A 19,620-nucleotide genomic window follows, 5' to 3' on the forward strand; every position below is an offset into this window, starting at 1 on the left:
TTTCCCATCTCAGGAGATTTAGTTAGAGTCCCTTGCTGATGCTGCTGTCTTAAAAAGGCGATGAGTGCATAGCGCCAAAGAGTCATCAGGGTATTCTTTTTGAAAAAGAGGCTTTTCCATTGCTGGTCGTTTGTTAATCCGCCTCGGGTTACAGACACGTGAAGATGCACATGCCAGTTGAGGGTTCTACCAAAGGTATGTAGCGCCATAAAGATGCCGAGTTTAAGTCCCTTTGCTTTAGCTAGTTTATTGAGGATTTTTCCCACAAGTGCGGGCAGTTGATTCAGCAGGTGGCGGTTTACCAGAAATAAATCGCTTAAGGCTTTGGGCATGGTAAAGGTTATGTGCTGCCACGGGCAGGGTGGTAGAAGCTCTTTATTTTTTTGTAACCAGTTATCGGTAGCAATTTTGCCGCACGCACTACAGCCTCGGTCTTTGCAACTAAAGTGAACTCGCTTTTCATGGGTACACGAGGGATTGGAGCAGTGATAATGCGCATGGCCTCGCATGTAATGACGACAACTTAATATTTTATTGATGCTGTAATCAACGCTCTCTCTGATTCCGCCAAACTCTGAATAAAACTGACGGTAGTGGTACCAGTTTTCATCTTTGAGCAGAAGCTTTTTCAGGGTAAGATGCATACAAATAATGGATTATAATACAAGCCCTTAGTGTAGCACGGAACACGACAAGTCGCCGACACAGTCGGCCTATGCGCCTACGGCGCCTTGATGAATAAATAAACTTTTTGTAGCCTCTTTACAGCATAAATTGTTCTGATATTATAGCAACTGCACAAAGGAAAACTCACTAGGAACGATAACTTACACCTGGTGAGCTGAGACGATAAGGAGTGTTTTTCCGCTTAAGTTTTTGGGTTTCAGCCTAATTAAGCCCTATTTAAAAGATAGTTGATGAGTAATACCAATGTCTGCCACTCCATTTGAAAATGAATTAGCTAAATTGCGACACGAAATTGGCTCTATAAGCCAAGAAGCTTCTTCTTGTTTTGCACCAGCCGCGCCCACAACAACCCAGCTTTGTGAACTTGCTAATGGGCTTAGCTTCTCAACCTATACAATCAAGAATACGATTAATGCCATTAAAAAACAGCTTAATGAGCCAAACCATAAGATCAGTGAGTCTCAAAAACGTGAGGCATGGAAATTACTCTTTAGTTACTATCAATTAATCGATAAAAACCGCACCTTGATTGAACAAATCATTAATGAACGTCAAAGTAATAATTATCTTTTTTGGGATGCGCTAAATGAAATTAAAAAAAATTTAGCGGTAATTTATGACTTAATTCTCGAAATGGACTTTAAAGCGGATCATCTGTACCGTCGTAGTCTTGCACCTGTTGAACTATCCAGCCCGCTTCCTCAACAATCACAGGTTAATGAGCGAGCAACAAAACCTGGCTTTATTGATAAAATAATTACACGCCTTTGTCTGCGGGTAGTGACTAATGTGGCCCAAAAAGAAGGAGACATTGCTGATAAGCTTAAAAAAACGCTGCTCTTTGCTCCCAATGATATTCATAATTATCAACTGCGCGTAGACAAAAAAACAACCGTACAAGCTATTGAATACTGTAATCCTGTTGCCACTGATCAATGGCTCATTGTTGTTGGTGGTGCTGGGGCTGCGTACACCGATATGTTACCTATTGCTCAAGAATTGGCTGTCCGTAATCATTACAATTTTCTCGTCGTCGATTATCTGGCACAAAAGCCAACTTCATTTGCCGATCCTGTGAACACCATTTTAGCGGCGGCAAACTTTTTATTGGAAAAAAAGGGTGTTCAACCCAAAGATATAGTCCTACTGGGACATTCAAATGGTGGCCGCATTGTACGGCAAGCAGCAGCTCAGCTTTCTGGCTGTAGTGTGATTACCAATAATACCTACACCAGCTTGGAAGAAGTCATCATTAATCATGTGTTGCATGCCACTGAATCACTTAAAAGCACTGGTTTGTCACTGGGTAAGCACAGTGAGGAAATCATTAATTCAGTCAGTACTTTTTTTGAAAAACATCATTTAGATAAAAAAGTACTTAGTATCTTGCGCAACGCTTTGGAAAAAACGGCGAACGACTACCAATCAGCAGCAGTTAAGATCAAAATTCCAGCCAATAAGCATGTTGCGGTTTATGTTGCACCTGCAACGGCTCATGATGAAGCTGGCAAGAAGTGTACTAAATCCGGAGGAGATAAAATATTATTTGATGCTATTGAGGGTAAGATTCAGGCGAAAAAGGCAAAATTGGCCGATCCCGGACAGCATCAACAGCTCAAGGAAAAAGACCGATTTTTTAGTCCTGATAAACCAGGCATTAAGGGCATAAAATACAAAGATAGTCCCAATCCTCAGCAAGATGGACATTATACTGTGATTAAAGGGATTTCGGAGGAGGCAAATACCCATAATGTTATCGATGCAGAATTATTAAGTCTTGCTCTTACTGAGTTAAATCAATTGAAAACCTATCGGCCATTGACTCTTAGAGAACAATTCGCTGTTTTATTGGAAAAATATGACCTTTCCGATGCGGCCGAATATCTGTTGCCTCCCGCGGGAATTGAACTCACATCAGCCGAACGCTTCTTGCTACTAAAGGCCATGGCACGATTCATGAGGGAGCCGGGTAGTGCTGAGCTACCAACGCAAATGCAACTCATGCGTCTTTTCCAAGCCAGTGATGTTGCAGCTGATATTATCAGTGCATATGAAGCGGCTTTAAATAAGATGATCTGGGGTGATAATCATAACGAATGTAAAACAGGCATGAAGTTTCTTAAAAATCGCCTTAATACGTTAACGGAACGTGCTTTAGCTCCCGAGCCATATTTACATGGCAACGGTTCCTATCTGAGTGTTAATTTAGCAGATACCATCCTGCGACGATTAGAAAATTATCATGCTAAACTGCCCCAAGCGCTTCTGGCGGAATATACTGCACCAGAACAAAATAAGTCAGAAAAACGGCATAGATTATTTTCCCATGGAGTAACTGTTTCTGATTTGGATCTGACCTCAATCCGTTCAAATCATTATGGTCTAGTTCGGGCTTAATCCAGTTAACCCGGGAATACAGCCGTTATACCCTGGCCCTATAGTTTCTTTTATAATCAAATGGAGCGTTTTTATGCTCCATTTGAAATCAACCAGGATGAAGTGCACTTCCTTATAAGGATGGCGTTGAAGGTTTTGCTATCTCCTCCGTTTCTTGAATAGCAGCTAAAAGTTCTTCTGCTATCTTGGGAAAATACAGGTTTAAAAGATCTTTTACTGATTGATAATGAAGACCAGATTCTGTTTTTTCAATGAATGGTTCCTTCTCTACTAAGAGCTTTTGTGCGTTTTTATCTAATGCAAATAATGTAGCATTGATAGCAAACTTGGGTTGTTTTAATTGGTTATCTATCTTTTTTATGGACTGGGTAGTTTTCTTGTTAAGCACATTCACTTCTGGTGAATGATAATTATCGGTTGCGGGTTTAGTATTTGGGTTTAATATATTTTTTTTGAGAACAACTAATGTCGTGAACGCCTCTTTTAATAGTGGATGCTTTTTAATTTCTTGGGCAAAATCTGGATACGTCCAGAGCTTGGTAAAGACTTTGCGTCCATCATTCGTGGCTAATAATAAGTGAAGAGCACAACGATTCGGAGCATACGAATGCAGCGCCGAGGCCTGAGTAAGTAATACTTTCACAAAGTGTCTATGTTGAGATAGCTCTACTAAAAAATGCTCATTTTCTAATAAGTTGTAAAGAAAATTAGCACCTTCCTTCGTCAGCAGCAATCCAAAAAATAAGGAGTTACCGTATTCCTTTGTCTCTTTAAAAGGTCGACAGCATAACAACGTTTCAAGAAACGAAGGTAATCGTGTTAAAAAAGGAACTATGTGCACACTCAGAGCTTTAATAAGGCTCTTATTTTTCGGGAAAGAAAATAAATAATGCATACTTGAGGTGCCTACATATAAAGACTGATCCGTTCTTAAGGAAATCAACGCGGGTATCAGTAGCGAATGCTCAAGAAACTTTTTCTGCAACTGGCTTTTAGTACGGTCCAAAGGCTTTAACTCGTCAAATAAAAAAGACAATATTTGCCGGTCTTTTGAAAAAATACTTAGCCAGTACAATGGAGAGCTTTGGTTGGGAGATAAATTGAATAAACAATTAAGAAACAGATCTGCATGCGCCAGCAGGTACTTTTGGAAGCCTGCGTGTTGGCATAGGTGTTCAAAGGCATTTTGCCCATCCTTTAAGAGCAATAACCAATAAAATGCGGAATTAAAGCTTTCATTAATTTGGAACATTTCTTTTGCAAAGTGGTCCGATGCTATTAACGAATCTATAAATCCAGGTACCAGGCATAAGTGGAAAAATAGTGTAGCCCCTGCCCCAGAAGGATCAATGCATAAATGATTCAAACAAGAACGACCCTGAATATTTTCACATAAAATAGTAATGAACTTTGTGTGGGTACTCAATTTTTTGATGGCCTCTTTATTGGCAATCAGTTCTTTTAACCATTGATTTCCCCACAATTTCTTTTGGGCTAAAATATCAAGAAGAAGGGGGATACCACTCTGCGGAGGGAGTGCCAAAAGAGTATTCATGTACTCTTCATGAGCGATTGTTTTCTTTTGAGATTTAATAATTAAGTATTGTACAAAATACAGCGCCTTGATGAGCAAACAAGAATCTACTTGAATAGAGTTTTGTGAGTCATATTCATCGTTTATTTGATCCTCTGGGTATTCTTCAGGATAAATCTCGTATAATTTACCGTATAACTGATGCAGACGATGACAAGCTGATAACTGGGAGCGAGCGTTCCGTTTCAGAAAAGCAGAGATAAAACTTGGTTCTTCTAAAAGGCGATTGGCAAATTGCCCCAGATTTTCCTGAGAGGCTTCCTCTTTTACGCAAATAGATAAAAATAATCTCTCACCTTCTTTAATAGATAACAAATCATTTAATAAAGGCATGCTGTCTTTATCATGATGGCAGAGTAATTTAATAAACCAGTAATTATTCACCAATTGTTGAAAAAAATCAGGATCAGCACATAATGACACAAATAAATTAGCTCTGTTTGCTACTTTGAGTACTAAATTAACCACCTCTTTTATTTTATTGGCACGTAACCTGTTTAATACATCCTGCCGTAATAGAACGAGCTTATCTGTTTCCGAGTTATTCGTCGAAAGAGCATCCGGCGGAACGACTATGGGCTTCTGGATAATCTCTGGTGGGTGTACTTCACTGGAAATATCTCTCATGCTAAAAGTATCAAGAGTTTGCTCGAGCTTTGTTTCGCAAATCCAGCGGGCATACTCATGATTCGCATTTTTTAAGGCTTCTTGAGCTTTATGCCTCCATTCTTCTTGAGTGCTGATATTTAAATTTTCTGTATTAATGGTATATGTTTTTTGAAAATTATTCTCAATGAGTGAAAGAATCGTTTCATTATTATGATGAGCATTTTGAATCAGGGACAAGCGTTGTTTAGGCCGAGTCATTGCAGTAAACCATAAATGCAGCAAATGGTTATATTGATAATTTCCCTTTCCTGCTTTAGGAAAAAACTGGGGTTCTTTGTTTAAATTCAACGTCCTTAAGTGGTTATTTGCCTGACTTGCCTCCACAGAGTCAAAGAGACGATAGACAATAATATGGGTGAATTCTAATCCCTTAATTTCTTCTACAGTAAAAACTGAATGGCTTTTAAATAAATTTATCACCTCATTTTTGTATTCTTGTAATGTAATAATTGCAACATCAACTGAGTTGCAGATTTTAGCAATAAGCTCCGGCTTTTTTCTTATTTCTTCACTATCATTAATCCATTCCAGAAACTCTTCTGGATTCTGCTGATGGTATTCTTCCTGCTCTACCGTTTGCTCCAATTTCAGCACATCATTTCGGTCACTGATCCCGCCAATTAGCTTTCTACCCATTTTGAGTATATCATTCGCCAGTTTCACCAATTTACTAGGTAAACGGAAAGAACCACTTAAAAGGATTTGTTTTAATGAAGCGCCATATTGGGCGCCCAAGTCCATTAAAAATTTTGTCTGGGATAAATCATCGCTTAATGCCTGATGAAAGTCATAAAATAAACTGAGTTTTTTATCTTCTACAGCACGATAAATACTGCATAACTGTGCCCCACTAAAATCTTGTGCTTCATCAACAACGACATACCCTCTAATTTTTTTTTCATATATTGGAGAAAAAACAAGATCCAGTTGATGGCTCTCGTTCAATCCTTTCTGATAAGCCAAAAAAGCAGTTTCTATCCATTTTCGTTGATTTTCATCTGAAAAAAATGATTTCCGGGTGCCCTGGAGCGTTCCTTCGTCAGTTAAGTAACCTGATAAAATGCGAAACTCTTTATAAATAAATGAACTGAGCTGTTTACCCCATTGGCGTTTTAGCTCTTTCATTAAATTGCTGGATTTTATGCTTATGCTTTGTGAATAACTCTCAAACCAGGCTTGATAATATTCTTTATCAAGCAACGAGATAGATTCAGGAGACTCTAAAATTAAGTGCTTAATAAATTCCGGGTAAGTTAAGAAATATACATTTTTGGCAAAAGGATTAGATGCAAACTCTTCTGAGTTTAAATGTTTTCTTTGCTGTTCCCAACGGCCTTGCATGGTTTCTGCCAGCAGCGCAGATTGAGTGAGATACACTAAATTATCCCCACGGGTGCCGTGATCAACCTGTAATTCATGCATTAGCAACGACAACGCAGCAATGCTTTTACCCGAACCCGGTCCTCCACTGACTAACATAATATTATTTGCTTGTTGATAGGTATTTAATAAATGTTGTTGTTCGCTGCTTAAAATCACCCATTCTCGAGCTTGTTTTTTAACAAATCGATATTCGATTGGTAATTCGGTTTTATCAACTTCATCTGTTTCAGTTACATTTTGCTCTTTAATAATTTGAATTAAAGACAATTGATTTTTAAACATGAATTCATCCAAAAAGCCTGGATTCATAAATTTGGATTTTTGGTAATCATGGTTATAAACCACCTCTAATAGAACAACATAGGCTCGATTTTGATGCGTAAACACGGTGTAAAGAATGCGATCTGCATTATTAATTCGTAGTGAATATAAAGAATAGTAGCTCGTACCTATATTTTTTAAATCTAAATCGTGAGCTTGGCAATTATTTTGAGCGAATTTCTCTATAGTGGCTTTAAAAGGAGTGCTCTCGTCTTTAGTTAAATCAATGATTCCTTGCCACTCAATCATTGATGATTTTTTATAAGGAGCAGTATTCTTGTTCTTTTGTATCATTTTTGTATCCATTGTACTTTTGGGAGCAAATTAACACAAAGGTGCTTTCGTTGCAAAAATGAACATATGTTTTTTATTTGGGACGAAAAGGTTTTCTAGATGTGTTTTTGGTCATTTATATTTCAGAGATACATATCCGAGATATCGGGAATAAAAGTGAGTAGCCTATTTTATAATTAATTTACCGCCAGCATTGGATGCAATTTCGCCATAAGTACTATAGACATGGCTCTATAAAAAAACACAGACTAAATTTTATTTGAACATGTCAATTGATTTAACTATAATCAATATGTGTAATAAAAGGGCTTTACGATGAATAAAAACAATCAACCAAATGATAGCAATCCTACATCGCTTTATGATTGGCTTATAACTGCAAGTAGAACGGAGCTTTATTTCTTTACGTTACAATGTTTGGCAGAATCAACCTCTTCTCCAGAGGAAAATAGATCAGGTTCATACTTGTTTTTTCAAGAGTCCTTAGTATCTGCGCTAATTCAAGCGCTTTCAATGAATCAGCACCGTGAAATACCCAAGCAAGATATTTTCCCTTTATCTTTAGATTTAACAGAAGAGTATTGTTTACCTGATACACAACATAAATCAAATCCAATTCATGGGCATAATGCCATAGAAAATACATGTTCAAAGGATGATATTTTTCCTTTATCTTTAGATTTAACAGAAGAGTTTTGTTTACCTGATACACAAGATGAATCAAATCTAATTCAAAATCAGACTAACAGTAGTTCTTCACATAAAGGATCAATGAGACAAGATTTCTCTTCGACATCTAGTGCACCAAAGCAATATATTTCTCCCTTATCTTTAGATTCAACGAAAGAATATTATTTATCTTCTGCGAAATATCAATCTAATCCAATGGGTTTTAATTATCCTGACTCATCAAAGATGAGTAAGAACCTAAATAAGGTTGTGGATCAATTTACAGAAGCCCCAAAAGCAAAAAATAAGCCTAAGAGGAGGAGCAATTCCCAGGAAAAAAATCCATGGATTTTTTCATGGTCTTATAAACCAACGAAGAAAGAATTACAGGGATTGAGCTATGGAGAAAATATACTTGATTTTGGTGATAATAGGGCGTTAATCAATAAAAACTCGAAATCTAAATCCCCGCATTTTTTTGCAAAAACCCATAAGGAGGCTATCTTGCCAGAGCCATCGTACTTAGAAACGAAAATAGCAAAAATCAAAAAATAGATTTTGTTATCAATACGTTAATCAAATACATGAGGAGCCTGAATTTGGGCATGGAACATTCGAATACTCCATATGTAGCTACTTTATCATCTGAGCGTAAGGGAGAAACAGAAGTGCATGACTATAAAGAGTATCGAAAATATCTTTTGCGATAAAAATACCCAATAATAAATAACACGAGTATTGCGGATGATTATATAAAATCTTTATGTTATGCTCGTTGAAATTTTGCTTAAATCTAATGCAAAACGAATGTTATAAAGCCTTTGTCTTTCAATGAGCACTTCAAATTGATCAAGGGTTGTCCTTAGCCGATAATATTTAATAGTTATTCTTAGTTAACCTTCATAACGTTTGAGAGTATTTTATTATGAATGAAAAACGATTTAATGAAATTGATCAGAATATAAAACAACTTGCTCCTAATGCTCCTCTTATTCTTAAGCTAAACCATGACGCACTACTCCAGGACTTAAATCAGATACACTGTAATTTGCAAAAGCCTACGGTAGAAAATAACCAGAAGCCCATGCGGATAAAGCCAGAGCCAAGTACATTAACTAAAATAGGTGAATCCACTGTTAAAGGTATTAACAAGAAAAGGGAATCCAAATCAGATAAATATTCTAAATATACAAAAATCGGTACAGGAAATTTTTTTTTCTGGAATAGCTATAGTTGCAATACTGTTGAAAATCGCTGGGTTGGTAGAACAATGTTCTTTGCTAATAATAAAATAATCGCCAGTGGTATCGCGAAAAAACATCCTTCGGTAGATGAGAACAGTGAAAAAGAGAATTTACCCCCAAAACGTCAGTAATATTTATGGTTATTTTTATACCTACTCATCTTTTTTATTAGTAGAAAGTAAGAAGGCAATTTAGCCTTCTTATTATAAAATTCAGGCCCAATAGTTGTCAGTGAGCATCCCTTATTTTTTTAGTTTACGTGCTTGAATACATTCCAGTAGCTTTCCATCATTCTCATTTTTTTTGGGGCATCTTTGTAAGTATTTTTCTACGGCACTAAAGGCTGTTTGGCTTCCTGTTGTTTGAAAAAGAAATGGAAAAATAGCATGAATCAGGCAGGCGCACCCTCCTTTGACCATCGAAAATCCAAAGGAAAAGGCGAATAATAAATGCTCCCAATAAGTTTGATTGACTGATGCGGGGTGTTCAGTAAATAACTTCAACATAATACGCTCTCCCAATAATCCGATGCCTAAACAAAGGGTATTAATTGTTGTGCCTTTTCATCATAAATAGGGACTATTTTGGTTATATCTTCTTGCGCACCAAAGTAGATGTCTTTTTCCAGATTTAGATTGGAAAGACGAATCCCCGCAGGACTAGTCAATAGCGACTCTAATAAATTATCAGAATAAACAGGTTCTTGTTCACCTTGCACTTGAAAGGAACGTAGCTGTTTGTAATAAATTAGCGAACCTGCGAGTAGATCATCTTGTTCTAAAGTACCTTTGTAGCCGGCTAAAATAATAGAGATATTGAGGTCCAAATTCAGCGCAATGTCTTTAGACAGAAGTCCTACTTCATCCGAGTTGATAATTGCTCCAATTAAAATCGGCACTTTGTGAGCGATACACGCTTTAATCGATGGAATGCCGTTCGTTGAGAAAAAATGAAGTTCACGACCTTTATGTGTCGTGTGCAGTAAGTCTTCTGGCGAATTTCCATAGGTGAAGTGGGGTATTTTAATGCAATTTTGTTCTCCCGCTGTAATTTCATTAGGGTCAACATCGAATGATGCATTGTCACCTAAATGAATGGATTTGATCCCCCCCATGAACGCGGCAATAATTGAGGTGCTCGCGCGCAAGACATCGACAATAATACAAAGATCGCCTCGTTCTGACGCGCGATGCGCGCCTGCAGCACCTACTTCAAAACGAATGATTTTATGGTTCATGGAGCTTCCTTAGAAATCGTATCTGCTCTTAAAGAAACACGAAGCGCTTCTAAAGCCAATACATCTTTTGGAGCAATATTTGCTAAATTTACCGAAACTCCTATGTGATTAATTAGCCATGCTTGCTGATGTTTTATGGGGGCTTCAAAGAGTAAATCTTTAGGATTAATCTCCGTTATAATGCGTTCAAAATCCTCTGTTTTGATAGACGTATCGGTATTAAAAAGGCCTGTGGTGCCTGATTCACGTGCTTCGAGAATAATCTTCCACGCCCCTGCATTTAATTGCTCCTTTATTTCCACTAAGCGATCTTCAATGCTTAGTAAGTTGTCTTGTTTTGCATCCTTTCTGCCTACCTCGGAGAGAACAACAAAGCCATAGTTTTTTGCCTGAGAGATTAAGTTAATTTTTTCTTCTAATGGTATACCTGCTAGGCCATCAGATAATTCCAGGCAGTTAAAGCCTAAACGAACACATTCGTTAAAATATTCTTCTATTTTATTTTGTCTGCGGGCTACCTCAAAAAATGTTCCTCCTGCACAGACATGGATGTTGGCTGATTTTAACAAATCGATTTTTTTCCGTAATATGGGTTCTGGATAGAGCTTGGAGGTTCCAAAACCTAATTTAACGACATCAATATAGTCTGCTGCGATTAAAAGTAGGTGCTCCGTATCCATTAAATGCATCCCACTATCTAATAGTGAAGTTAATCCTTCTGTTCTTGGTTTTAAGGAATGTTCTGGAGTATCGATAAAAGCAAATGGAGTGGATAATGATTTTTCTATAGAGGCTGATTTATCTAGCAGTGATTGGATATGCTCTATTAATAAATTAATCGTAGGGTAATTCACCACGGTCGCTTCGGACAAATAACAGCGGGTTTTTAAATGGTTCTGCAATCGAGCTTCTAATTCCACTGCCATCAGCGAATCAAGTCCAAATTCAGCGAAATTTTTATTGTCATCAATGATTGTACTATCTATATCTAACATATCACTTAATTCTACATGAATTGTATGGCGAAGATTTTGTATGAACTCTGAGGGAATTGAGGATTCATTTTGTTGCGTGTTGCCCACTTCTTTATTCGCGTTTGTCTTTATCTCTTCGGGTGGCGTGGACTCGATGACCCATAGTAATTTGCTTTCGAGTTGCTTATCCATTAATTGAGATTGAATAAGTCGACGTCTTATTTTGCCGCTGGTTGTTTTAGGAAGACTACGCTCATTTATAAGCGCAATTTGATGGACTGATAATGAATGATCTTGCAGAATAATCTGTTTCACTGCGCTAATAATCGCTTCTAACTCTGATTCAGGACAGTTCTTATTAATTTCAACGACTACGGCCAGTTCTTCTTGATAATTTCCTGCAATGCTGACTGCTGCACAAGAACCTTGCCGTATTGCTGGATGACAGGTTTCTACAGAACGTTCAATGTCGTGTGGATAGTGATTGGTTCCATTGATAATGATTAAATCTTTTAATCTTCCCATGATGAATAATCGATTATTCATGGTAAAACCCAAATCGCCCGTACGTAAATAATTTTTTTCGCTATTGTGAGGCAGGGTGGCTTTAAAATAAGTATTGGTCTCTTGTTCCTGATTCCAGTATCCGTGAGCTACGCTGGGGCTAGAGAGCCAAACTTCCCCAATTTGCTGATCATTGCATGGGGTCATGGTTTGTGGATCAACAATGATTGTTCCTTCTGAAAGGGTGCCACAACATACAACCGCTTGCGCTGTCGGGTCTGTTGCAGAGACTTCCAGCAGTTTATGATTGCGTAGTTCTTCTTTATTGAAATAATGAGTTAAGCCTCCTTGTTCCCCTGTGACCATTAATGTATTTTCTGCAAGGCCATAACAGGGCATGAACATTTCCTTTTTGAAGCCACAATTCATAAATTGTCGGGTAAATTCATCCATAACATGGGCATTAATCGGTTCAGCTCCATTTAAAAACGCATGCATGCTGCTTAAGTCAAGTTGCGCTTTGGTTTCTTCGGAAATCTTTTTATTACATAGTGCATAGGCAAAGTTTGGTGCTGAGGTCACGGTTCCTTTAAAGGTTGTAATGGCTTGTAACCAGGTTGCCGGATTACGCAGGAATGTCAGTGGTGACATGAGATAAACGGGTATTCCTGTAAAAACGGGATAAAGTATTCCGCCAATTAAACCCATATCATGATAGGGTGGAAGCCAAATAACACAAACAGAATTGTATTTTGCACTGTAGTACTCGTTGATAAATTGTAGATTATTTAGAAGATTACTATGACTAACCATCACGCCTTTGGGTTGGCCAGTAGAGCCTGATGTATATTGTAAGAAGGCGGTGTTTTCTGGTTTTATTAGGGGCTCCTTATAATCACCAGCCTCATCTGCTGAAATAGTGTCCGTATTAATCCAGGTGAATTTATCAAAATCCCATTGGGTTAACTCGTAGGCATTTTCCTGAAAACGCTCCATCAAATAGGTAACAAAGGGTAGATTTTGTAATGCTTTAACATATTTCAATTTAGTGATTTGTTTGATAATGCTTTCTGTCGACAAAATAATTTTAGGTTTGGCGTTTTGTATGACGGCTTGTAATTTTTCTATGAGTTTCTTTTCTGCGGGTGGATAGACTGGTACGGCAATAACTCCGGCATAAAGACAGGCATAAAACGCACAAATAAAATCTAATCCAGGCTGATAAATTAATAAAACTCTATCTCCAGGTTGCGTATGTTGCTGAATTCTTGCAGCAATCGACTGAGCTCGGATGCGCAGAGAAGGATAATTCAATGTATCTTCAATACCTGTTGACGAATTTAAAAAAAATAATCGATCTTGTTCTATTTTTTGAGCTTGTAAATTAAGTAATTCAACCATATTTTCAGGTTTAGGATGATGCAGAACCATAATATACTCCTGATTAATTGAGCGCTAACCGTTCACGTACACCTTGAAACGCTGCCAGTGTCATTTCTACATCTTCTAGGCTATGGGCGGCAGTAGGAACAAGACGGAACAGAATGGTTCCTTGAGGAACGACAGGAGCGGATACTGCGGTCACAAAAATACCGTATTCATCCCGTAAAATATGTAACATTTCAATCGCCAGTTTCATATCTCCACCACGAATATAAATTGGGGTTATCTGGGTTTGAGTTTGGCCTATATCAAAGCCCAGTTTTCTTAATCCGGTTTGTAAGGCTGTGGCTATTTCCCATAATTTTAAACGTTTTTCCTTACCAGCAATGATTAAATCGGTTGCTTTATCAATGGCGTGAATAAGAACTAATGGATGTGCCTTAGAGAAAATCGCGGGCCTTGAGTTAAGACGTAGATAGGAAATTACTTCACGAGGGCCACTGGCAAAACCACCGATGGAAACAAAGGCTTTAGCAAACGTACCGAAATAAATATCAATTTGATCCTGGAGATTAAAGTATTCCCCACTTCCTCGGCCTTCATTGCCAAGCACACCTAAAGCATGCGCATCATCGAGAAAGAGGCGAGCCTTGTATTTTTTTTTCAAGGCGCATATTTCTGGTAAATTAGCCAGATCGCCACGCATCCCGAAAACACCCTCAGTAACGATTAGAATTCCACCTTGATTTTCTTCTGATGCTAACTTTAATTGCCGTTCCAAATCGGCCATATCATTATGTTTAAATGGTTTGATACGCACGCCAGTGCGAGCTTGAGCCAGAAAGGCGGCATCGATCATGCAGGCATGGGAATATTGATCAATAACGATGGTATCACCTTTTCCTGCCAAGCCAGTAATTGTGCCAAGTACTCCCAGATAGCCAGCAATAAATAACGCTGCGTCTTCCTTTTGAGTAAGTGAGGCTAATTTTTTTTCTAAATTCATATGATCCATCGTATTACCAGACATAAGTCGTGCGCCCATTGGGGTTGTTGTGCTCCAATTTCGGACTGCTTTAAATCCGGCTTCTTGAATTTCCGGGTTCTGCGCAAGACCTAAATAATCATTGATGGTCCAGACTATCATGGGTTTGTTTTGAAAGTGCATGTGTGGGCCAGATGGACCTTGTAAGATAGGACTAATTAAGTAGTTGTCATCATCCTTGCTTTGTGCTGCAAAATTACCATTCTCGCTATAACATTTATCAAAAATATCTGCCATGTTCATTCCATATATATTCGACTTAATATTCAGTATAGAAATGAAACTAATTTACATCCATTTTTTGAACATTATTTTCAAAAATTTATTAAAAATAGATAATTACATATTCGCACTATTGGTTAAAATGCAATAAGTCTAGCTAAGATGACAATTCCTAGAATAAGAAAAGTAGTGCCAAAAACAAAGTTAATAATCCGCAGCGTATCGGAGTTAACGTGTTTTTTTAAAATATAGGTGATGGTAGCGCTTAGTATTAACCAAACTAGAGTAGAGCCGAGCACAATACTCACGATCAAGATGCCGCCATCAAGCAGATTCAGGTTCAGATGGTCTAATCCTAGAGCGGCTAGCACGGCAAAAAATAAGAGGATGGCGGCGGAATTAGAAAGAGACAACAGAAAAGCTTGAATTAAAAAATGCCAGGATGAGTATTGATGCTCTTTTATATGAAGTGTTCTAGGATTTTTTAAATATTGCTTGATTCCAAGATACAATAATATCAAACCACCAAGACATTGCAATTGTGCCTGATATGTCGTTAATTGGTCTGAGATGAACGTAAGCCCACATGCAGTAATTAAACCAAAAACTCCGTCAGCTAAAGCTGAGCCTAATCCAGTAATAAAACCGGCTTTAAATCCCAGGTTTAGAGAGCGCTGAACACATAAGGCAGCAATCGGTCCTATAGGTGCAGAGACAAGAATGCCTATTGTAAATCCATAAATAATTAAATTAATCATTAAGTTACATTCTCTACTACACGGTTGGCATCACTACGTTCAACTTCCGCCATCGGTTGCTTATTAAGGTAACGTGCCAAGAACATCATATTTTCCTTTTTATTCTATCTTTAATTATGGTGATTTTTAAAGATTGTGCATCAGCTTCGCTTAAGAAAACCATAATAAAAGTTTTATATAATGTACAATATCAGTAGGAAGTTAAGGTTTTATAAAAAAATGCCAAGAAAAATGCTTTATTCAAACGAAATGGATTTAATAATTGGGACGCATCTCACTGGAAATACCGAATGGGAAAAGAGAGAGGTTCCTGTTCACATTTCTTTTATCGAAATGAATGTAATTTATTTCTACAATAAAAATAAAAATTTTATAATTATTCCTAGTCCACTTGCTGTAAAACAAGGAAGTGGGGATGCTGCGGAACCTTCGTATCAAACAACGGTTGATGCAATAAAAAATCAAATAGGTATTAGAAACTTTGGTATTGGCTGCTCCCTGTTAGGTAAGGGAGCTGGAGAGCGTCATTATACAGCTCTTTTCAAGGAAATAGGCGATGAAGGAAAAGTAACTGTATTTGATTCCAAAATAAGTTCTCCAAAGCAATTTTTTAACTCTTCAGACGCTCCAGGCTTTTTTGAAAAAATTTGGGGATTATTTAATGCACCTTTTAAAGCTTTTGGTTTGTGGGCTTTTGAAATTGGAAAAGAGATACAATCCTCTTTCCTGGGTAACGATGTGGCGGTATACAGGCTTGCTACCCAACCAATTTTTGACGGGGTAAGTTGTGGTTTTCACTCTGCTGGCGCAGTTTTAAATATGATCGATTTAATTGACGCAAACAACGTAACACCCAAAGAAATTATTCACTCAATAACCAATGATAAGAATCTTGATACCCAAGCAGAGACTATTTTAAATGCGAAAAAAGAAGAAGTTATACCTGGCGTTAATCCCATTCTTGGTTCGTTAGTTTCAAAAGAGGGAAATAAGATAGATAATGACCATTTAGATAACCTTGATCTTTATGAAGAACATCACGAGAATGAAACAACGACAATTGAAAATGAAGATGTTGTTTCTACTGTTATAAGAAACGATGAGTTTGACAATAGCTCATTGCATCAACCATAACACAATGAACAGATCTGAAATCTTGAATTTTTTCCTGAAGTTATGTTGAGCATATACCGTATTTTTACGGTATTGTTCTACTCCATTTCGTACTGGAGTAGCTATTGCGGTTTTAAATAATAATATTGATCTGGTGCAATTGCTTTGAGAACATTAGCCCTATTTTACTATAGGGCTTCCTTAAGATTCTTCTGTATCTGCTGATAGTGTTTAAATAACTGTGTCATTTCTTTGAATTTAAACATTTTTATTGCAGTATGTTTTTATTTTGCTCTTCATGCGGTTCTGAATTGATGCCTGTTTTATTGAGAAGGGGGGCAAATAAAGATAATTGGGATAGACCTACTGTAGGTAACTGGCTGTCTGAATTTATATTTTTAAGTTCCTGCTGATAGTGTTCTATGTCATCTCTTAGTTTCTGCTTTTCCGGTTCATCAATATTTTGTAGCTTCAAACAACCCTGGAGTGATTTAATTAATTTTTGATAAAAAGAGGCTGATTTAATGGTTAGTTCTTTATTGTCTTCAAATGCTTTTTGCAACGGGTGATTAGGTGTAGACAGAATTTTATATGCTATTGGCAAGCCTTCTTCGTCTTTTACAAGTACAGAAGCGCCATGTTTGATTAAAACAGCAAGGCAGGGAATCATTGATTCATGACTTATTTGATAACAAAAATGTACTGCTGATGGAAAAAAGCCTTCTTCGAATTCAAATGATAAGGCATTAATATGAAATTTTTTGTATGTAAGAATAAAGTCAAGTAGCTCGTGATCGCCAGCATCTAAAGCTATACTCAGTAATTTAGAATTTAAACCATCATGGAACGGTTCAAGTTGGGCCGCTAATTTGAATCTATTTTTTTCTACGTTGTCTGGTACTATTAAATCGCAAAGAAGCTCTCCTCCTGAAGAATAAGTGATTTTGTATAACTCCTTTATCTTAGGGAATAACTCTTTTTTTTCACAGGTAAGTACCAGTTCATGGACCTTTGAAAAAATTTCTTTTAGTAACGTAATTTGTTTTTCTGTGCTTAGTTTTTTTAGTGCTTCTACTACGGTCATTAATTGATTAATTTTTGTTTCCAGTTTGTCATCATCCGAGGATGAGGCTGCTTTTTTCTGAGGTTTTGATAGTATGAGTTCTTCTGATGTAAAAATTGAATTTTTATTATTCTGATATTTTTCTTTTTTTATCCGGGGATGTTTGTTTTTTGTAGTGGTTACAGATGAACGTTGTTCTTTAATGTAGGAAATAGAGCCTTCAAGTAGCTTTTTTGTACTTTGGTAATAGGATTTTCCTCCTAGAGCAATTAGCTCCTCCAGTATTTTTAGAGTTTTTTCTAATGATTCCAGATAGTTTTTACCAAGAATATTCGTACTCAATAAGCTTGATTTTTGTTCTTGAGCTTGATATTCCTCCTCCAAGCGTTCCACTTTTATTGTATGTTGTTCTCGGAGCATCCGAAGAATGGGGACTATTTTATTATTTGCCAAGTTAATAAACTGTTCGTTTATATTTTCGCTTGCTAAAGTTTGATATGTTTTAGTTTCATCATTGTACTTTGAGAATTCAATAGGAGTACGTTCTATTAACTCATCCTGCTCATTAAAATAGACATGCAGCTGATGCTGACAAGGGTTTAATTTTGCATCAAGAAAATAGGCCGTATAGTGGTATTGCCCCTTTTTTGGCATTTTATAAAAACTGATATGGTGATCTTGGAGTTGATAAGAAGATTCATCATCAATAATTAAGCTGTTTTTATCTCGCTTCAGCTCAAATTGAATATAGATCTCCTCGGAGAGCGTTGTTTTTTTACTAATTTTTTTGCAGTTATCAAATTTATTCGTTCTTGAAAGATCGACATTTTTATCTATAAAATTAAACAGTTCATTGTGAGTGGTCATTTATGCTCTAGTCATCTTTAATGGGCTGGTATCCCAAATTTAACCACATTGACTAAAATTTATCAACAAGTATTCTAAAGGCCTATTTGAAAGCATGAGAAAATACATTTCTGAAATAAAAGATGAAGCTCTTTTATGTCTGATGGGATCATCAGCCCCGACTCACTGGAAACGAAAATGATGCGTCCCCAATTGCGTGCCAGCATTCCCTCGAAATAAGCCCGCGCAAGTCGAATACCCCCCATAACATTGATCTCGAAAAACTTTAGCCAGTCTTCATCCGTAATATCAGAGAATTTTTTGCTTTCGTAGATCCCGAGGTTTTTATGCTTGCTAAGGCCTCATCCAGCTTTTGCTGGTTACGGCTAATAACAATCACTTTGCCCCTTCGACGGCTAGGGTGCGGGCAATCTCCAAGCCAATACCTGCGGTTGATCCAGTAATAAGTGCAGTTTTATCATTGAGTTTTAAATCCATAAAAATCTCCTATCAGCATTGTTTTTTATAGGAGGTACTCTTTTTCTTTGTTATAAATGGTTTTCTAAAAGGGTGTCTTTAATAATGCAATAATAACCATTTCTTTGAAATATACACTAAGCACGATAGCAATAAATCCCGACAGATGCGCTGGGCTGGATCTATAGCCATTAATATCCTTTATTAACAGATGAAATAGCGCAAGCTAATGAAGCAGGTGTATTAAGAGCTGAGAGTTTTCCAATGAGCGTGCCAGGCACGCCTCAAAAAGTGACAAATGCATTAAGTCAATTAACGTAGTTCAAGACTGGCTCTTCTCAGACCTTTCTATTCTACAGTCAATTAAGATATATCAAATAACACTAAACCATTATCATCTTGACCATTACTAATGTTACAAGTCCAATCGACAACCAATAGTTGCTTATGCAAAATGGGATCTAAGAAATTCATGTGAAGCGTCGCTGTATTATCTTCAAAAACACTTAAACGACCAGATAAGATTAAAGACTCCCCTGTAGGTCGTTCTATAAAAATCTTCATCGAGGTGGTGACGGTATCGATTAATCGTTCATTAATCGTTTCTTGAGCATGAAAATAGTGGGTAAAATTAAACCGCGTGGTGGCTCCATCTAATCGTCTTGACGTGGTCAAGTAAAACGATACAACCCAGTTAAGCTACTTTTTTCAAAGCCATCTCCCTCAGTGCCTCATATTTA

The 19,620-nt window shown here is 37.2% G+C and carries 14 protein-coding genes; 4 read left to right on the forward strand and 10 right to left on the reverse strand.

Annotated elements, in window-relative coordinates; translation table 11 throughout:
* A partial coding sequence (locus tag ACQY7T_RS07455) for an IS91 family transposase (protein WP_428412365.1) occupies positions 1 to 644 on the reverse strand: 644 nt, incomplete at its 3' end.
* Positions 645 to 930: 286 nt separating this feature from the next.
* Between ACQY7T_RS07455 and ACQY7T_RS07460 the strand changes: the two genes are divergently transcribed.
* Entirely contained in the window at positions 931 to 3,084 is a 2,154-nt protein-coding gene (locus tag ACQY7T_RS07460; protein ID WP_428412366.1) for a hypothetical protein, read from the forward strand.
* A 112-nt stretch (positions 3,085 to 3,196) separates the two neighbouring features.
* Here ACQY7T_RS07460 and ACQY7T_RS07465 read toward each other — a convergent pair whose 3' ends face one another.
* A complete protein-coding gene (locus tag ACQY7T_RS07465; protein ID WP_428412367.1) occupies positions 3,197 to 7,345 on the reverse strand; it encodes a hypothetical protein in 4,149 nt (1,382 codons plus the stop codon).
* Between the two features lie 315 nt (positions 7,346 to 7,660).
* Here ACQY7T_RS07465 and ACQY7T_RS07470 point away from each other — a divergent pair, with 315 nt between their 5' ends.
* Both ACQY7T_RS07470 and ACQY7T_RS07475 read left to right on the forward strand, forming a co-directional pair.
* Positions 7,661 to 8,569 (forward strand): hypothetical protein, encoded by a 909-nt coding sequence (locus tag ACQY7T_RS07470; RefSeq protein WP_428412368.1) that lies wholly within the window; start codon positions 7,661 to 7,663, stop codon positions 8,567 to 8,569.
* Positions 8,570 to 8,939: 370 nt separating this feature from the next.
* On the forward strand, positions 8,940 to 9,389 hold the full coding sequence (locus tag ACQY7T_RS07475) for a hypothetical protein (RefSeq protein WP_428412369.1): 450 nt from the start codon (positions 8,940 to 8,942) through the stop codon (positions 9,387 to 9,389).
* 111 nt (positions 9,390 to 9,500) lie between these two features.
* Here the strand turns inward: ACQY7T_RS07475 and ACQY7T_RS07480 are convergent, their stop codons facing one another.
* The 5 genes from ACQY7T_RS07480 to ACQY7T_RS07500 all read right to left on the reverse strand — a co-directional run bounded on the left by ACQY7T_RS07480 (position 9,501) and on the right by ACQY7T_RS07500 (position 15,381).
* On the reverse strand, positions 9,501 to 9,764 hold the full coding sequence (locus tag ACQY7T_RS07480) for a DUF6356 family protein (protein WP_428412370.1): 264 nt from the start codon (positions 9,762 to 9,764) through the stop codon (positions 9,501 to 9,503).
* 26 nt (positions 9,765 to 9,790) lie between these two features.
* Complete coding sequence (locus ACQY7T_RS07485; protein WP_428412371.1) at positions 9,791 to 10,495, reverse strand: 2-phosphosulfolactate phosphatase; 705 nt, start codon at positions 10,493 to 10,495, stop codon at positions 9,791 to 9,793.
* Positions 10,492 to 13,404 carry a phosphosulfolactate synthase gene (locus ACQY7T_RS07490; RefSeq protein ID WP_428412372.1) on the reverse strand — a complete coding sequence of 971 codons (2,913 nt, stop codon included), beginning with the start codon at positions 13,402 to 13,404 and terminating at the stop codon, positions 10,492 to 10,494. The genes ACQY7T_RS07485 and ACQY7T_RS07490 overlap by 4 nt, the downstream gene beginning before the upstream one ends.
* A gap of 13 nt (positions 13,405 to 13,417) precedes the next feature.
* On the reverse strand, positions 13,418 to 14,638 hold the full coding sequence (locus ACQY7T_RS07495; RefSeq protein WP_428412373.1) for an aminotransferase class I/II-fold pyridoxal phosphate-dependent enzyme: 1,221 nt from the start codon (positions 14,636 to 14,638) through the stop codon (positions 13,418 to 13,420).
* 122 nt (positions 14,639 to 14,760) lie between these two features.
* Positions 14,761 to 15,381, reverse strand: coding sequence for a LysE family translocator (locus ACQY7T_RS07500; RefSeq protein WP_428412374.1), 621 nt, complete (start codon positions 15,379 to 15,381; stop codon positions 14,761 to 14,763).
* Between the two features lie 219 nt (positions 15,382 to 15,600).
* Between ACQY7T_RS07500 and ACQY7T_RS07505 the strand changes: the two genes are divergently transcribed.
* Positions 15,601 to 16,515 carry a hypothetical protein gene (locus ACQY7T_RS07505; protein ID WP_428412375.1) on the forward strand — a complete coding sequence of 305 codons (915 nt, stop codon included), beginning with the start codon at positions 15,601 to 15,603 and terminating at the stop codon, positions 16,513 to 16,515.
* A 247-nt stretch (positions 16,516 to 16,762) separates the two neighbouring features.
* Here the strand turns inward: ACQY7T_RS07505 and ACQY7T_RS07510 are convergent, their stop codons facing one another.
* From ACQY7T_RS07510 to ACQY7T_RS07520, 3 genes are all read right to left on the reverse strand, one after another.
* Entirely contained in the window at positions 16,763 to 18,424 is a 1,662-nt protein-coding gene (locus tag ACQY7T_RS07510) for a hypothetical protein (protein ID WP_428412376.1), read from the reverse strand.
* A 74-nt stretch (positions 18,425 to 18,498) separates the two neighbouring features.
* A complete protein-coding gene (locus tag ACQY7T_RS07515; RefSeq protein ID WP_428412378.1) occupies positions 18,499 to 18,738 on the reverse strand; it encodes an SDR family NAD(P)-dependent oxidoreductase in 240 nt (79 codons plus the stop codon).
* Positions 18,739 to 19,243: 505 nt separating this feature from the next.
* Positions 19,244 to 19,555: a hypothetical protein gene (locus ACQY7T_RS07520; protein ID WP_428412377.1), complete on the reverse strand. Its 312-nt coding sequence runs from the start codon at positions 19,553 to 19,555 to the stop codon at positions 19,244 to 19,246.
* Positions 19,556 to 19,620 lie beyond the last annotated feature (65 nt).

Source organism: Legionella sp. (genome assembly GCF_965140895.1).
Classification (GTDB): domain Bacteria; phylum Pseudomonadota; class Gammaproteobacteria; order Legionellales; family Legionellaceae; genus Legionella.

Excerpts from the sequence above, each read along its gene's own strand:
- ACQY7T_RS07490 (WP_428412372.1), bottom strand. The coding sequence starts at position 13,404 with ATGGTTCTGCATCATCCTAAACCTGAAAATATGGTTGAATTACTTAAT.
- ACQY7T_RS07475 (WP_428412369.1), top strand. The coding sequence starts at position 8,940 with ATGAATGAAAAACGATTTAATGAAATTGATCAGAATATAAAACAACTT.
- ACQY7T_RS07500 (WP_428412374.1), bottom strand. The coding sequence starts at position 15,381 with ATGATTAATTTAATTATTTATGGATTTACAATAGGCATTCTTGTCTCT.
- ACQY7T_RS07470 (WP_428412368.1), top strand. The coding sequence starts at position 7,661 with ATGAATAAAAACAATCAACCAAATGATAGCAATCCTACATCGCTTTAT.
- ACQY7T_RS07480 (WP_428412370.1), bottom strand. The coding sequence starts at position 9,764 with ATGTTGAAGTTATTTACTGAACACCCCGCATCAGTCAATCAAACTTAT.
- ACQY7T_RS07485 (WP_428412371.1), bottom strand. The coding sequence starts at position 10,495 with ATGAACCATAAAATCATTCGTTTTGAAGTAGGTGCTGCAGGCGCGCAT.
- ACQY7T_RS07505 (WP_428412375.1), top strand. The coding sequence starts at position 15,601 with ATGCCAAGAAAAATGCTTTATTCAAACGAAATGGATTTAATAATTGGG.
- ACQY7T_RS07510 (WP_428412376.1), bottom strand. The coding sequence starts at position 18,424 with ATGACCACTCACAATGAACTGTTTAATTTTATAGATAAAAATGTCGAT.
- ACQY7T_RS07460 (WP_428412366.1), top strand. The coding sequence starts at position 931 with ATGTCTGCCACTCCATTTGAAAATGAATTAGCTAAATTGCGACACGAA.
- ACQY7T_RS07465 (WP_428412367.1), bottom strand. The coding sequence starts at position 7,345 with ATGATACAAAAGAACAAGAATACTGCTCCTTATAAAAAATCATCAATG.
- ACQY7T_RS07495 (WP_428412373.1), bottom strand. The coding sequence starts at position 14,638 with ATGGCAGATATTTTTGATAAATGTTATAGCGAGAATGGTAATTTTGCA.